This is a genomic window from Spirosoma arboris (assembly GCF_009754945.1).
GTDB lineage: Bacteria > Bacteroidota > Bacteroidia > Cytophagales > Spirosomataceae > Spirosoma > Spirosoma arboris.
Genome location: NZ_WPIN01000007.1, coordinates 102,287 through 118,850, shown reverse-complemented (window position 1 = coordinate 118,850; position 16,564 = coordinate 102,287). Strand labels below are relative to the sequence as shown.

Annotated in this window: 10 protein-coding genes; 2 read left to right on the top strand and 8 right to left on the bottom strand. The window is 46.2% G+C overall.

Annotation, left to right across the window (positions count from 1 at the left end):
• Nucleotides 1-23: 23 nt before the first annotated feature.
• From GO755_RS19450 to GO755_RS19425, 6 genes are all read right to left on the bottom strand, one after another.
• Nucleotides 24-1,523 (bottom strand): efflux transporter outer membrane subunit, encoded by a 1,500-nt coding sequence (locus GO755_RS19450; RefSeq protein ID WP_157586970.1) that lies wholly within the window; start codon nt 1,521-1,523, stop codon nt 24-26.
• On the bottom strand, nt 1,520-2,623 hold the full coding sequence (locus GO755_RS19445) for an efflux RND transporter periplasmic adaptor subunit (protein WP_157586969.1): 1,104 nt from the start codon (nt 2,621-2,623) through the stop codon (nt 1,520-1,522). The genes GO755_RS19450 and GO755_RS19445 overlap by 4 nt, the downstream gene beginning before the upstream one ends.
• Nucleotides 2,624-2,642: 19 nt before the next feature.
• Nucleotides 2,643-2,942, bottom strand: coding sequence for a DUF952 domain-containing protein (locus GO755_RS19440; protein ID WP_157586968.1), 300 nt, complete (start codon nt 2,940-2,942; stop codon nt 2,643-2,645).
• Nucleotides 2,939-6,109, bottom strand: a complete 3,171-nt coding sequence (locus GO755_RS19435) for an efflux RND transporter permease subunit (RefSeq protein ID WP_157586967.1) — start codon at nt 6,107-6,109, stop codon at nt 2,939-2,941. The genes GO755_RS19440 and GO755_RS19435 overlap by 4 nt, the downstream gene beginning before the upstream one ends.
• 170 nt (nt 6,110-6,279) lie before the next feature.
• Nucleotides 6,280-7,212, bottom strand: coding sequence for an AraC family transcriptional regulator (locus tag GO755_RS19430; RefSeq protein ID WP_317165910.1), 933 nt, complete (start codon nt 7,210-7,212; stop codon nt 6,280-6,282).
• Nucleotides 7,213-7,599: 387 nt separating this feature from the next.
• Nucleotides 7,600-8,607 carry an acyltransferase gene (locus GO755_RS19425; protein ID WP_157586965.1) on the bottom strand — a complete coding sequence of 336 codons (1,008 nt, stop codon included), beginning with the start codon at nt 8,605-8,607 and terminating at the stop codon, nt 7,600-7,602.
• A 355-nt stretch (nt 8,608-8,962) separates the two neighbouring features.
• On the opposite strand from GO755_RS19425, the gene GO755_RS19420 reads away from it, so the two are divergent.
• Nucleotides 8,963-9,409: a peptidylprolyl isomerase gene (locus tag GO755_RS19420; RefSeq protein ID WP_157586964.1), complete on the top strand. Its 447-nt coding sequence runs from the start codon at nt 8,963-8,965 to the stop codon at nt 9,407-9,409.
• Nucleotides 9,410-9,486: 77 nt separating this feature from the next.
• Here the strand turns inward: GO755_RS19420 and GO755_RS19415 are convergent, their stop codons facing one another.
• Together GO755_RS19415 and gcvP are read right to left on the bottom strand one after the other, a co-directional pair.
• Nucleotides 9,487-11,496: an OmpA family protein gene (locus GO755_RS19415; RefSeq protein WP_157586963.1), complete on the bottom strand. Its 2,010-nt coding sequence runs from the start codon at nt 11,494-11,496 to the stop codon at nt 9,487-9,489.
• A gap of 198 nt (nt 11,497-11,694) precedes the next feature.
• Entirely contained in the window at nt 11,695-14,592 is a 2,898-nt protein-coding gene (gene gcvP, locus GO755_RS19410; protein ID WP_157586962.1) for an aminomethyl-transferring glycine dehydrogenase, read from the bottom strand.
• Between the two features lie 201 nt (nt 14,593-14,793).
• Between gcvP and GO755_RS19405 the strand changes: the two genes are divergently transcribed.
• Nucleotides 14,794-16,530, top strand: a complete 1,737-nt coding sequence (locus GO755_RS19405) for a hypothetical protein (protein WP_157586961.1) — start codon at nt 14,794-14,796, stop codon at nt 16,528-16,530.
• The last annotated feature ends 34 nt before the right edge of the window (nt 16,531-16,564 follow it).

Sequence of the window (16,564 nt, the reverse complement as noted above, 5' to 3'; positions counted from 1 at the left end):
GTTGGCCTACTAAATGACTTACTCTACCAATCCCCACCAACAGACCGTAATAGAAGAACTGCGTATTGAGACTCCTGGCTCCGGAGTTGAACTAACTGTTGTTCAGTTAAAAGAATAGTCCGTTGCGCATCAAGAACTTCCAGATATGTAGCTAGTCCCCGAACATAAAGTTCGCGGTTATATTGTTCTGTCCGGCGAGCGAGCGTCAATGTTTGCCCTTGCAGATCAATCTGTTGGCGCAGCAATGTAAGGTTATCCAGTGCCGTTTCGGCATCTCGCTGAGCTACCTGTAGTGACTGCTGATAAACTTGCTGATTGGTTTGTACCAACTGCTTCGAAAGAGCAATATTCTGCCGAGCGCGATGGCCTTCATAAAGTGGTACCGAGGCATTAACCCCCACAATGTAAGTTGCACTGCTGGCCGTGAACCATGGACCAATCCGACCAGATAGTAATCCTGCTGAGCCAATTAGATTTACTCTCGGCATAGTACTATTCTGTTGAACCGTAACCTGGGCAGCCGAAATCTGGTTTTGCCGAATAAATTGAACCAGATCTGGGCGATTCTGCAACTGCTCTGGCGAAACGCTGGCATAAGGATAGCTTGGAACGGTCGTTGGCAAGGCGCCATTGGGAACCGAAAACTGGTTAGGGTCCTGTGCACAAAGTTGTGCCAAGCCATTTACCAATTCGACGCGAGCACGCTCAAGTCCTTTGAGTGTTACCTGCAAACCCGCATAATCAGTTTCGGCCCGTTGCACATCAATTTGGTTAATTAACCCAACGCGAAAACGTTCGCGAAGAATAGACAAGGTTGTATCTCGGGATTGAATATTCCGACGAAAAACGGCCTGTTCGGCATCATTACCCCGAATGAGCAAATACGTCCGGGCAATATCGGATGCCAGCGTCAGGCGAAATGACTGATAGTCAGCTACACTGGCCTGGGCCTGCAAATCAGCAACGACAATGCTGTTCCGAATTCGTTTGAACAAATCCAGTTCATAGCTGGCATCGATTGGCAACAACTGAAACGTACTTAACTGAAATCGAGGAGTTTCATCTGGTGCTGCCGTGGTTAGCGCTAGCGGCCGGCGCTGAGACAGACTCTGCGTTGTAATAAGGGCAGAGCTCCGTAATGAAGGTGATAGGAACGACTGCGCCACCCGCACCCGGATACGAGCTTCTTCCAATCGGCTAAGAGCTGCCCGGAGGTTAGGACTATTGTCTAAACCCAACTGAATCAGTGATTCAAGCATGGGGTCGCCAAATCGACGGAAGCCGCTAACAGTTAGCGTTGGAGCCAGATCGGCAGAGTTTGAAATCGACGTTCCGTTAGTTATTTGGGCATTCGTACCAGTTGCCGCAGGCGACTGTGGCTGAATAGTACCCGGTGTATTCGTTGACCCATTCCCTGGTTGAATGGTCACAGCACCGCTCGGCGGGCTGATAGGGGCTGTTTGGGCCAGTGTTACGCAACTATAAACTACAAACCACAAACTACAAACTATACTTTTTCTCATCGTTGGGCTACGGTTTTTTCGGCAATACTCCCTTTCCGGAATCGAACTTTCTGACCCTCACGAAGTCGGTCGTTCGGATTAGTTATTACGGTTTCCTGTCCGGTCAGTCCATTGGTCGCTTCGAGGGTTGTACCATAATCGCGACCTAATGTAATTGAAACAAACCGCACACGTTGGTCGGGGTCAACAACCACAACTCTTGCTCCTTCGGAGGTTATCTGTAAGGCATTCGCCGGAATTAATACCGGTGCTTTGGCCGAAATCATATCAAATTTAACCTGACTATATAAACCCGATGGCAGTGCCTGTTTAGGATTCGGAATCACCACTTCGGCCAATAATGTCCGCGAATCATTCCGTAGCGCGCCTGAGGTCCGAACTACTTTACCCATAAACTTCTGATTCTTAAGCTCAGGTACAATAACTGTAGCCGGCATACCAATCTTTATAAACCGGTAGTACGTCTGTGGTACATCGACAAATACCCGCAATGTACCCAACTCAGAAAGGGTAAATAGAGGTTGCCCGGCTCCCGGCGACACAATTACGCCATTTTCAGCCGTCCGACTGGTAATCACTCCACTAAAAGGAGCCCGAATTTGCTGCAAATCTTTCAGCGCCTGTAATCGGCCCAGATTAGCCTGAGCAACTGCAACTCCCGATTGCCGGGTATCAATATCCTGTTTTGCTACTGCACCCGGTAATTGTACACTTTGCAAGCGATCAAGATTGGTTTGTGCCAGTTGCTGATCCGCTTTAGCACGAACGATATCCTGGTCCAGTTCAGGCACATCAATTGTGGCCAGCAATTGGCCTTGTTTTACCTGCGCACCGATATCCGTGTACCACCTGCGCAGAAACCCCTGCGTACGGGCGTATAAAGGCGTTTGCCGATACGGCTGAATTTGGCCGGGGAGCGTCAAACCCGTCGTATCTGACGAGTGTTTCAACGTAACGGCATTCACAATAGGTTCGCGGGTCTTTTCCTCTTCAGAAGCCGCTTTTAACTCCTGCGTATTCTTGATACGCGGCAGTACTCCGAAAAATACAAACAGGGCCGTGAGCGCCAGTAGAGGAATAATGATTCGTATTAGTTTCATATAAGTAACTCGAAGACCATTAATTCAATTGTTCTATTTCTATAACTGCGTCTTTATTGAGCGGTCCATACAGATGTGGGAACAACTCATTATTCGTAGCAAGTTCATACTTCAGGTCATGTGTCAGTTTGCTGGTATCGACGTGCAACAGCAGCAAATCTGGTACATTCGTGTAATAGCGGCTCAACGTTGCTCCAACCTGTTCTTTTTGAGACAGATGGATAAAGCCTTCGCTCTGTAAACTGACCGCTTCGTAATTCGGCGAATCTTCCTGACTTGCCCAATCTGCAGCCGAAACAATGTGATAAATCAGGCTCATGCTGCAGTAGGTGATGGTTTATCGTCAGCAGCAGTTTTTCGGGCCAGATAGCTAAAGACTACGGGAACGAACAACAGCGTCGTGAACGTAGCCATCAGCAAACCACCAATTACAGCCCTGCCTAAGGGTGCATTTTGTTCGCCACCTTCGCCTAATCCTAATGACATCGGCAACATCCCAATAATCATGGCGATGGCTGTCATCAGAATAGGCCGTAAACGCGTCCGACCTGCTTCCAGCGCTGCCTCGTAGGCATTTCCACCCACTTCAGGTAGGTGATCTTTCGCAAAGCTGACTAACAGAATACTGTTTGCCGTTGCTACCCCAACACTCATAATAGCGCCCATAAGCGATGGAATACTGAATGTAGTACCCGTTAGAAACAGCATCCAGACCATGCCACACAACGCACCCGGCAGGGCGGTAATGATAATGAACGGATAGCGGAACGACTGAAAATTGACAACCATGAGCAGATAAACCAGCAAAGCGGCAAACACAATGCCTATTCCCAATCGATTGAAGGCACTTTCCATACTCTCAACCTGGCCCCGAATCGAAATTACATTACCGGGTTTGAGTTGGCCTTTGTATTCACCAGCTATTTTCTCTAATGCCTTCGACACTGAGCCTAGATCTGTTTTTTCGACAGACGCATATACATCATAAGTGGGTTGCGTATTAACCCGATTAATGATAACTGGTGCAACTGTGCGTCTCATTGTCATTACGTTGCTTAACAGTTGAGGAGTCGTCTGACTGGCTGTAATAGGCGTCTGAAGCAACTTATCGTATGAGTCGAGTTTGTAGGGTGGCGTTTGTACCGCAATGATGTATGGGAAACCTGTATTAGGGTCAGGCCAGAAGTTCGGGCGAGTTTGACCGGTACCGCTTAATGAAATATTTAGATTCGTTGCCACTCGTTGCTCGGTCAGACCAAATTGCCCGGCTCGTTCGCGGTCGACATCTAAAAAGAGTTCGGGCGCATCTAAAACCTGGTGCAAGTGTACGTCCACCAAGCCTGGAACCTGTGCAATTTTATCCTGCATATCCCGCGCCACGTTAAGGTTATTGGCCCGGTCGAAACCCGACACCTGAACGTCTATGGCAGCCGTCAGACCGAAATTCAGAATCTGACTAACAATATCAGCCGACAGAAAGAAATAGGTTACGTCGGGCATTTCTTCACGCAGTCGCGCTCGTATTTCCCGTACATAGTCATCCGTTGAGTGTGAACGCTCTTCGGTCAGCGAAATCAATAATTCAGCATCCGCCGAACTGGCGGTCGAGTTGTCAGAGAAAAAGAAATTATACCGCTCTGAAGTCAAACCAATATTGGAAATAATTGAACCAACTTCGTCTTCAGGAATCACTTCACGAACAATTTCAGCTGTTTTAGCCGAAATCTGTTCAGCCTCTTCAAGGCGTGTTCCAGCTGGCGCACGCAGGTGCAACCTCATTTGCCCTCCATCCACATGCGGAAAAAAGTCTCGTCCGACAAAGGGTAAGAGTACACCTGTGAAGATAATGACAACAAGAAATACGCCCAATACTGTCCGACGGTTGTTGAGTACCCATTCCAGAGCGCCTATATAGCGAGCCTGGAATCGGTCAAAACCAGCGTTGAATCGATTATAGAATCGGGCAAATGCATTGGGACGTTTTGTTTCGTCTGTGCTATGATGCTCGTTTTTCAACATCAAGTCAGCCAGAGCTGGAACCAGTGTCCGCGAGAGTATGTAGGAAGCCAGCATGGCAAATACCACCGCTTCGGCCAATGGCCCAAATAGGAACCGAGCCGGGCCTTCGAGGAATAAGACCGATGTAAAAACAATACAGATCGTGAGCGTCGAAACGAGCGTTGGCGTAGCAATTTGCTGGGCTCCTTCAAGAATGGCCTGGCGCAACGGCATGCCTAATTCTTCGTTCCGGTGGATGTTTTCGATCGTTACTGTGGCATCATCTACCAGAATACCGATAGCAAGAGCCAGCCCACCCAGCGTTTGAATATTCAGTGTTTCGCCCAATAAATACAAGATAATCAAGGATGATAGAATCGAGAGCGGAATCGAAATCGCGACAATAAGGGTACTGCGCCAGCTTCCCAGAAACAACAGGATCAAAGCCGCCGTAAGCAAAGCCGCAATCAAACCTTCTACCAACACCCCTTTGATAGAAGCTCGCACAAATAACGATTGGTCAAATAAGGCTTCAATACGCAGATTAGAAGGAGCAGCGGCCCGAACTGTGGGTAAAATCTGGTTTTTAATTTTATCGACAATCTCGGTCGTCGATGCGTTTCCTGTTTTAACAATGCGCATCAATACGCCCTTACTTCCATCCTGCTTAACAATATTCGTTTGAACAGCAGCGCCGTCATGTACGTTGGCAACATCTCGCATGTGAACCGTCGTTCCGCCAACGGTTTTAATTGGAATGTCATTCAGCGTTGTAATGACATCAGGTTTGGAGTTCAGCCGAACGTTGTATTCCCGCTCAGCCAGTCGTAGCGAGCCACCAGGCAACGTTAGATTCTGAGCCGAAACGGCATTGGTCACTTCTTCTGGGGTGACGTTATAAGCCACCAATTGATCGGGTTCCAGATCCACGGCAATCTGGCGGGTTTTACCCCCAAATCCCTGCGAAAGCCGGCTACCAGGAACGGTCGAAATCTGTGGTCGAACGCGTGTTTGTGCGTAATCAGTAATTTGTGCTTCAGTCAGGCTATCGGAAGAGAGGCCTAACTGTAAAACAGGCACATCTGTAGCATTATAACGAACAATAAGCGGAGGCTGCGTGCCGGGCGGCATTCGCACCAGAATCGTCTGCGAAATAGCCGTTACCTGTGCGAGCGCTTCTTCTATTTTAACACTTGGCTGGAAGAAGATTTTCAGAACAGCGGTACCATTATAAGTCTGCGACTCGAGCCGCTGAATATCGCTTACATTGTTGATGAGTGAAGTTTCGGAGAAGTTGGTGATCATCTTCTCCATTTCATTGGTCGACAGGCCTGTATAGCCCCAAATGACCGAAACTACTGGAATATTAATACGCGGAAAAATGTCGGTTGGCATTTGTGAAACTGCCAACCCGCCCATTACCATAATCAGCAACGCCATAACGGCGATGGTGTATTTTTTTTCTAACGCTAAACGTACAATCCACATAATAAATCAGGTAAGCAACTAGTACTTACAGAATTAAGCGTTAACTCTATCTACTAATGGAGCAAAATTAACAGTACGCCTATCAACTGAACAGGTAGGTTTTGTAGATTCACTGGTAAAATGTGCAGATTATAAAAATTGACTCATCAAAATTACCAGTTGCCATTGGATTATGCGGCTAAAGCGTAACGTTGTTCGCGGTAAGCACGAGGTGTCATTCCGGTTATGCTCTTAAAAAACTTGGTAAAATTCGAAGGATCATCGAAGTTAAGTTGGTAACCAACCTCGGCTACAGTCAGGTTCGTATTGCGAATCAAACTCTGTGCTTCAAACGCTGTTCGCTCACGAATGTGTTGCAGGGCCGTTTTCCCAGTATATTTCTTCAGAATATCGCTCAGATAATGCGGATGGATATGCAGTCGATCAGCCGCTTCATGGACAGTTAATAATACCGGTGTTTCCTGATTAGGGTCAGGCAGGTAATACATCTGCAGCAGGCTTTGAAATCGCTCGACTAGAGATACGGGTTGCGAATAATCTATGGCCGAGAGTGTTTGGCGGTAAATCTGACGACTTTTAATCATTAATGCCTGAAGCAAATGATAGATCAAATCCAGCCGGTCAGCCTTTGAACGTGTCGGGTGACCAGATTCAATAGCAATCTGTTCAAATTGACACTGTAACTCTTTTGTTTCCTCTGGTGTAATATGGATCAATGGTTGAGCACCCTTTCGATAAAACGGGTATTCCTGCATTGGATCAGAAAGTACCGACCGTTTCGTTACGAATTCTGATGTAAACATTACTACATAGCCGTGCCACTGGTCTGCCTTGTGAATTGATCGGACCGCCCAGGGACGCAGGAAATACAACGTACCGGGCTGAACACTATAAGGCACACCATCCAGATGAATCGTTCCGGTACCCTCGGTCACTAAAGCCGCCACATACGTACTACTCCGAAAGGGTGGAATCACTTCTCCTGGACCACCAAATTGCTCAAATGGAAAGATACCAAAGCAGCGATTTGTTGAGTCAATTGACTTCACTGCCTTCAAAAAATCCGGCAGATTATCATAATAAGGAATCGGTTGAGCTTCCACGGTGGCTAGCAATAAAAAACCAGTTTAAAAGCGAACGAGCGAGTGAGCCGTGAGAATTACAGAGTAATACTACTCAAAAACTAGAATAACGTTGAGTATAATTGCACAAAAACAAGAAGCTATCGGCTACTCTTTCTCGTTTTTAACTTAATATCAGGCAATTTAGTTGCATTATTCCAGAAAACAGAATCTAAAAATTGACTTATTCGAAGAATAAATTGCTTGTCGCTGTATAAATGAGGGACGTAAAGTCTGGGCAAAAAAATCTGGCTCCAGTATATAGACTGACTTATTGATTTGTAGTAATATGACTTTAGTGATTTAGACTGACCTAATTCAACCTTACAAGATGGGTAAGACTCCTCTAAGTTATTGTGTTGTAGATAATCAGGCAGACTTCTCTTCCACCTTGTACCGAGGGCGACTAAAATCGCCACATAGAGCCCGAAATATGGCTGGAGTAAATTTATCAAGACCTACTAATAGCATTATACAAACACCTAGTCCAACTAATGGGCTAATCCAGTACATAAATTCACCCATTACCATTGTCTTATCGAAGATTCGTTGGAGACCGAGATTGACCACAGGGTGATATAGGTAAAGCGGAAAGGAGTATCGCCTGCCGTAATAGCTGAGCCAATGATCTGGAGAGATAGATAGACGTAGGGATAATAGAAAGATACCAACTGAAAGTGGTAGAGTTCCGACCAGAAAATTTATTCTGGCTGCGTCGGGCATAATGCTTGACAAAAAACGCACTTCACCTAATTGAATGACAATACCAACTCCGATCAATAGATAGGCAATCAGTTTGGATACTTTACCCTCTAAAGCATGTTTAGAAATTAAAAAACCTATGCATAAAAAAGGGATTGATAAGAGAGAACGGGCATAAATTGGATGAGGTTTCAGGCCTAGCAAATAGTTATAGGGCATAAAAACCAGGACAACCAAAAGGCTACCAACAATCGCATAAGGCAGTAAACGGTCTAATTTATTCCGCAAAAGAAACCAAAGCACCGCATAGCCTAACACCATTGAGGTTAGGAACCATAAATGAAAGTAAGTCCCCGTTAATAATGTAAAATAGGAAATAAGTGGCTGGATCGTTTCTTCTGTGAGTATGGCGAACAGCAGATAGAATAAGTTGACGAATAGCGTGACAAATAATAGATTTTTGGCTGTTTTCGTAAAAGCCTGAACAGGTCGGGTAGCATAGCTTTTCTGGAAATAATAGCCACTAACCAGGAAGAAGAATGGAACTACCCATCGCCCCAATAAGCCTAACAAGTTCAGCGTTGGAAGGTATTCCGAATAAATGCTGTGGCACAGAAAAACTAAACAAGCCCCTAGAAACCGAAAAACATCTATACCTCCGTTGCGCTGATTCATAATTAATGTACCTGGCGAACCAGGGTGGTTTAATGAGAGACCTGCAATTCTGACATGGTAATCTTATATGATAATATCGACGTTTAGATTCGGCAAACTAGTTTGACCTTAAGCCTTTTTGGATATTATAAAGTGGCAACAATTTAATCCGTATGACTAGAAATGTGAATATATTGTTAATAAAACTAATTATTCGGTAAGTTAAATAACCGTTCAGAATCCTATTTTTAGTTGATAAATCAACAATTATATTGGTGGTAAAAAGCTCGCTGTAGGTTTATAGCATCACGTGCCAGGGGTAAGATTGAAGCAGAAATCGTTGTAATTTTGCACACAAAACAAAATAGATTGAGTTATGCCAAAGGCACAAATGAATACAGATAAGGGCACGATGACCATTGAGTTCTTCGAGAAAGATGCCCCAAAAGCGGTAAACAACTTTATTACGCTTGCTAAAAAAGGATTTTACGACGGCGTTAAATTTCACCGCGTTATTCCAAACTTTATGATTCAGGGGGGCGATCCAACCGGAACCGGTGCAGGTGGTCCAGGCTATACGATTGATTGTGAATTGACGGGTGAGAATCAATACCATGATCGGGGTGTGTTGTCAATGGCGCACCGAGGTCGCAACACAGGTGGCTCGCAGTTTTTCATCTGCCACAACCGCCAGAACACTGCTCACCTTGATCGAAACCATACGGTTTTTGGTAAAGTTGTCGATGGCTTAGATGTCATTGATGAAATTCAGCAGGGAGATAAAATAAATAGTATCACTATTCTGGAAGACGAAGCGGCTTAAAATCGCTAGTCAGTACGCATCAAAAAGCCCACGCTTGTTTTTGAGCGTGGGCTTTTTATATAGTTGCTACTATATTATTATAATTCCAGAATCTTGATCTCAGTTCGGCGATTCCGCTGGTGCTCTTCTTCTGTCTTTGCGTTTTTGACCACTAACCGAGTCTCTCCGTATCCTTTGGCAACCAGACGATCGGCCGAAATGCCTTGTGATACGATATAATCAACGGCAGCTTTCGCCCGATTCTGCGACAGTTTCATGTTGTATGCATCCGGTGCACGGGAATCTGTATGCGAACTAAGTTCGAGCTTGAGTGTCGGATTGTCTTTCAGAATCACCACAATCTTGTCGAGTTCAGGCGAAGCATCGGCCCGAATGTTATACTTATCCAAATCGTAATAAATATTTTCCAGGACAAACGTCTTGTTGAGTACCGACCTGTCAAGCAGAACGGGTACATAAAACGTTGTATCGGTTTGGGCCTTGGTCAGGAAAACGGGAGGAACGCTTTTACCCTGCATGGTAAATTGCTCCCGACGCGTCAGGTAGCCTTTCCGTTCGACCAGAACAGTATAGTCTTTCCCTTCCTGTAAGGGGTATTTTCCAAACGTACCGGGCTGACCCGTCGTTGCTTCGGCAATGGGTTGACCCGTAGCATCGTCCAGAATCCGGACTTTTGCCGAATCAAGCGGAACGATAGGCGTTTCGTTGGCAGAAACCGTCCCAGCAATAAAGTAGCGTACCGTTTTAGGCGCATCGGCTGGTGGTGGATTCTTAGCAATCGTCGTCGTATCGGAATCCGGTCCTTCCTGAAAGAAATAAATATCGTCGTCGCCTTTACCTCCCCCACGATTCGAAGCCATGAACCCTTTATTGGGATCAGTATAAATCAGGCCAAAATCATCAGCAGGGGAATTAATCGGCTGGCCCATATTCTCGACCCGCGTAACGCCCCCAGAACGTGTCGCTACGAAGACGTCTAATTTCCCTAAACCAGGATGGCCATCTGAGGCAAAATACAGTTTGGCATTGGGCCCCACATACGGAAACATTTCATCACCGGGCGTATTGATATCGCGCCCCATATTGACCGGGCGGCTAAAGCGCCCTGACGCATCGATACTGGTGCGATATAGGTCAATACCACCAGCGCCACCGGCCCGGTTCGACGCAAAATAGAGTGTTTTGCCGTCGCCTGAGAACGCAGGAGAACCATCCCAGGCAGTTGAATCGCTGATGGGCAACCGTAGTGGCTGACTCCAGGTATTATTTTCGCCTAATCGGCTAATATAGAGGTCAACATCCAGGCCTCCTTTGCGTTTTCCATTGTTACCGCGTGCCAGTACCATCGTTTTGCCATCTTTCGAAAAAGCTGGTGTTCCCTCATTCACATCTCCCTGAAAAATATTCGCACTGAAAAGTTCTGGTGTTCCCGAGGCACCCCCAACGTTGCCCGTTTCGTCGGGTTTCTGGTTGAGTTTGGTCTTATACAAACCAAGCATCGGCTGACCATTGTTTTTATACATCTGCTCTTTACGAGAAGCGGTAAAAACAAGTTCTTCTCCCCGAACCACGGGTGCAAATTCAGCTCCTGGCGAGTTCAAATTACCCATATTCCGAAGGGTAATGAGCGACTTATTTTTCGCAATCAAGTCAATAGCTTTTAGCGTTTCAACTTCACGCTTTGCCTTGTCGAGCGTTGTTTTTGCCGTTGTTTTAGGCGCATTGGCTACATACTGTTGCAACTGCTCCAGAGCGCCAGTATAATTACCCTGCGATTTTAACGCATAGGCATAATTGAAACGGGCATCTGGCTCGGTTGTATTGGCCTCAATGGCTTTTTGATAAAAGGGAGCGGCTTCGCTAAACCGGTTCGATAGCCGATAGGATTCTGCCGTGTAATAATTCAACCGGGCGGGATCGATATTCCCCTTAGCCGCTTTCTGGAACTGATTCAGAGCCAGATTATACTCCCCAGCGTCGTAATGGCGAACGCCTTTTTTATACGCCTGCATGGCTGAGTTGCAGCCCATTAATCCGGTAGTTACCCCCACCGCTATTAGTAGTACAGACAACGTATTGATTTTCATAGAGGTTATTGAGCAGAAATCTTTTTCCGCGCCCAAGATACTGTAAATTCAGGCGGGTACTACTTTTAACGAATACAATTGATTTTTTATTGAGCTAGTTTTCAACGTAACACGGGAGGAAATTCATGATTTATAGCCTCGGATTTTGACAGCTACAAATCGCGAATTCCCTCCCGCGTTACTTAACTCAACTGTATTCTATTTTTCGACTTCCATTTCTTCTGCAACTTCGGTCGCATAAGCCTCAACAGGAACGCAGGCACAAACCAGATTTCGGTCGCCATAGGCTGAATCAATTCGGCTAACACTTGGCCAGAATTTTCGGGCGCGAACCTGCGGTAGCGGATAAACTGCTTTCTCACGGCTATAAGGCCGGGTCCAGTTATCGCTCAGCGCAACAGTAGCCGTATGCGGTGCATGTTTTAGCACATTACTAGTCCGGTCGGCCTGGCCTTTTTCGATTTCCCGAATTTCTTCGCGGATGGCAATCATCGCGTCGCAGAAACGATCGAGTTCCGCTTTCGATTCCGATTCCGTAGGCTCGATCATCAACGTACCGGCCACTGGGAATGATACCGTTGGCGCATGGAAACCATAGTCCATCAACCGCTTGGCAATATCTTCAACCTCAACACCTGTTGCCATTTTGAACGGACGGCAATCGATAATCATTTCGTGCGCACAACGACCATTGGAACCCGTATAAAGTGTATCATAATGACCACTTAAGCGAGCTTTTATATAATTGGCGTTCAGAATCGCGCGCTTCGTCGCGTTGGTCAATCCCTCGCCACCCATCATCGCAATGTAAGCGTAGGAAATGGTTAAGATGCTGGCCGAGCCATAGGGGGCCGCCGAAACAGCGTGAATAGCCTGACTACCACCAATATGAACCATAGAATGGCCTGGAAGAAAAGGCACTAGTTGAGGAGCGACTCCAATTGGCCCCATACCTGGTCCACCACCACCGTGCGGAATGCAGAAGGTTTTGTGCAGATTCAGGTGGCAAACGTCTGCACCGATACTGGCTGGTGAGGTCAAACCAACCTGCGCGTTCATATTCGCGCCATCCATGTACACCTGACCACCATGCTGGTGAATGATCTCACAGATTTCAATGATGCCTTCTTCAAACACACCGTGCGTTGATGGATACGTTGCCATCAGACACGAAAGGTTATTACTATATTGTTCAGCTTTAGCCTTCAGATCGGCGATGTCGATATTTCCACGGTCATCGCATTTCACGATAACCACTTTCATTCCCGCCATAACAGCGCTGGCTGGGTTGGTGCCGTGCGCTGACTGCGGAATGAGGGAAATATTCCGGTGTGTATCACCCCGACTTTCGTGATAAGCCCGGATCACCATCAGTCCGGCATATTCGCCTTGAGCGCCCGAATTCGGCTGTAATGACATGGCTGCAAAGCCCGTAATTTCACAAAGCCAGTCGTTTAGCTCTTTAAATAATTGTTGATAACCCGTTGTCTGATCTTTCGGCGCAAAGGGGTGTAGCTTACCAATTTCAGGCCACGTAACCGGAATCATTTCGGCAGTAGCGTTCAATTTCATTGTGCAACTGCCTAAAGAAATCATCGAATGCACCAGCGAAAGATCTTTTTCTTCCAGTGATTTCAGATACCGCAACATTTCGTGCTCTGTGTGATATGTATTGAACACAGGATGCGTGAGGTAATCAGATGTACGTACAAGTTGCTCCGGCCAGGTAGTTTCCAGCCCTTCCAGAATTGCGTCCATATCTGCTTTTACACCAAATACGGTCAGTAATTCGGTCAGATCATGGAACGTTTTAGCTTCATCGAAGGAAACGCTGACATGCTCATCATCTGGAAGATACTTTAGATTGATCTGGGCCGCCCGCGCCGATTTTTTCAACGATTCAGTATCCGATACTTTCACCGTTACTGTATCGAAATAGTTTTCTGTACTAACTTCGTGAGCACTCCAGCGTAGTGCCGTAGCAAATGCTTTTGTTAGTCCGTGGACCTGTTCGGCAATGGAACGAAGCCGTTTCGGGCCATGATAAACGGCATAACTACCAGCCATAACCGCTAGTAATACCTGCGCCGTACAGATGTTTGACGTCGCTTTCTCGCGACGAATATGTTGTTCACGTGTTTGCAGCGCCATCCGAAGAGCAGGCTTTCCTTCTGCATCCTGAGAAACACCGATAATCCGGCCTGGAATTTGCCGTTTGAAGGCATCGCGGGTGGCAAAAAACGCTGCGTGTGGACCACCATATCCCATAGGTACACCGAAACGCTGCGATGTCCCAACGACAATATCAGCACCCATCTCGCCGGGCGATTTCAGGAGGGCCAGCGCCAATAAGTCGGCGGCAACAGCAACGGTACTATTAAGCTCATGGGCAGTTGCAATCAGATCTGTATAATCAAATACCTCTCCGTCTGTCGCTGGATATTGCAATAACAATCCAAAAATGTCGCCATTTGTCAGATCAACTGTGCGGTGATCACCAATGAGAATATTGATTCCAATTGGTGTAGCACGGGTTAACAGGACATCAATCGTTTGCGGATGGCAACGCTCCGATACAAAAAACGTACTGGCGTTTTTCTTCGCAGCTGGTCGCATAGCATATAGCATGTGCATGGCTTCGGCAGCAGCGGTGCCTTCATCCAGAAGCGATGCATTGGCTAAGTCCATACCCGTCAAGTCTGATACAACGGTCTGGAAATTTAGCAGCGCTTCGAGTCGTCCCTGAGCAATTTCGGCTTGATAAGGCGTATAAGCCGTGTACCAGGCTGGGTTTTCAAGGATATTTCGCAGGATAACATTAGGCGTAATGGTATCGTAATAACCCGTACCGATATACGATTTAAAAACTTTATTCTGTCCAGCTATTTTCTTAAAATCGGTCAGAAACTGCATTTCCGATTTAGGTTCGGGCAGATTAAGCGATTTTTTGAGTCGAATAATTTCGGGTACGGTCTGCTCAATCAGTTGATCGATGGATTGCACACCCACCGTTTTAAGCATTTCGGTCAGAGCCGCGTCCGTCTGGCCGTGATGACGGTCTTCAAATGATTCCTGATAACGAAGATTTAACTTCATCGAACGATGGTTTCTATAGTCTGTTAGATCAGACAAATTTACGCAATCCTGTTGTAAAAGCGGTATCGCCGGGTTAATTGTCTGGGTAGGCGGCTTATGGGAAGTAGTTTCCTGACCGAATCGTATATCCAGATAGTGTATTATGCAGTATACTTGCCCTATTATTGCATATCAGGCTAATCGATACAAAGTCCAATCCACATGAACTTACGCCCTGAATGGCTGACCCCTTTAGCATCAAATTCGCCGTCACAGGCGCCAAGGGCATCGGCTTTTCAATATATCCTCCTTAGTGTATTGCTGCTGATCCCAGCTATCATTTATTACGTAACCATTTATACAAACGCCTACAATTTTCCGTACGAAGACGATTTTAATAGTGCCCTTTCGTTTGTAGCAGACTACACGTCTGGCGAACTAACAAGTGGCGAAAAACTCAAACTCATTTTTTCGCAGTACAACGAACACCGCATTGTTTTTGACCGGCTTGTTTTTCTGACCGACTACTGGGTGTTTGGGCAGTTGAATTTCGTACACCTGATTTTAATCGGGAATCTGGCACTGTTGCTTATCGGCTTTCTTTTCATAAAAGTAGCATTTCGGGGTTTACCGCTCAATCAGAAGCTTTTCTATTTGCTGCCTGTTGCTTATTCCCTTTTCCTGTTCCAATACTGGGAATTATCGACCTGGAGTATGGCCGCACTACAGAATCTGTATGTAATTCCCTTTGCATTATTTAGCATTTACAGCCTGAATCAACCTGGACGAAGGGCTTTTGCTCTTGCTTGTGGTGCAGCTATTCTGGCAACCTTTACCAGCGGCAATGGGATGTTTACGTTTGTTGCAGGCATCCCTATTTTGATTCTCCTAAAAGCTTATCGAAACCTGACTATCTGGATAATCATCGGGGCCGCAACGGTAGGATTTTACTTCCTGAATTATATACGACCACCTTATCACCCCGATGTTGTCGATTCGCTATTCAATCACACGGGGCGAGCAATCAGTTATTTTTTCTCACTGGTGGGATCACTGGTCGGTATAGGGCGCCCCAAACTAGCTATCCTATTCGGTATACTACTGGTATTGATAACTTTAGGATTAACGGGTTATCTGTGGTATCAGAAACGACTCACGGCTCATTTGCCGGTATTGGGTTGGTTATTGTTTCTCTACCTTACCTGTCTGTCGCTTATGGCCTCCCGTTCAGGAATGGGGGTAGAGCAAGCGTTTAGTCCACGTTATGGCATTGTGGTGGTGATGCTGTTTGCCACCCAGGCGGTATTAGCGATTGAAACATTTACACAGCGTTACCTGCGCTTGGGGGTATTGGCTGCTTACCTCAGCATTGCTCTCTTTATTTATATGGCGTCCACTAATCAGGGCAATCGGCATCGCATTGAAGATAGAACGCGGCAACTGCGCTACAGTACGGCTTTCTTTAATGATAACCCAGAGAATCTTTTTTTACACTGGGGAAGTCCAGGCGTAGCCGAACCCATTTTTAGGAATGTATTGCAAAAAGGTATTTATACGATTCCGGCTACCACCTTCCAGGAGCTAAAAATCATTCCCCAGCCCTTCGATTCATCAAAGCTAGTCGTAACAAATACAATCACCTCTGAGGTGAAGCCCTTTAACACAACTGAGTTTCTGGTAATTTACCGGTCATGGGCCTTAGTGAATAACGGGCTACCTAAAAATGCAGTCATTCAGTTAGTGGCTCATTCACCAACTACCAGCTACATTTTTGATACGCAAAAACACGCTTGGGACGATGTGACCGACCGTACTCTGGGCCGACAGTATACGCACCCAGGCTTCTCATGTGTTCTGGACAAAAAAGACCTGAAGCCAGGACATTACGTACTTTGGCTTTGCCTGACGGATGGAGAATCAATAGCCTATCAGAAATTGGATGCGACGTTGGATGTTTGAAGTTATCCGTTTTCCACAAAGCCCTGATAACTAA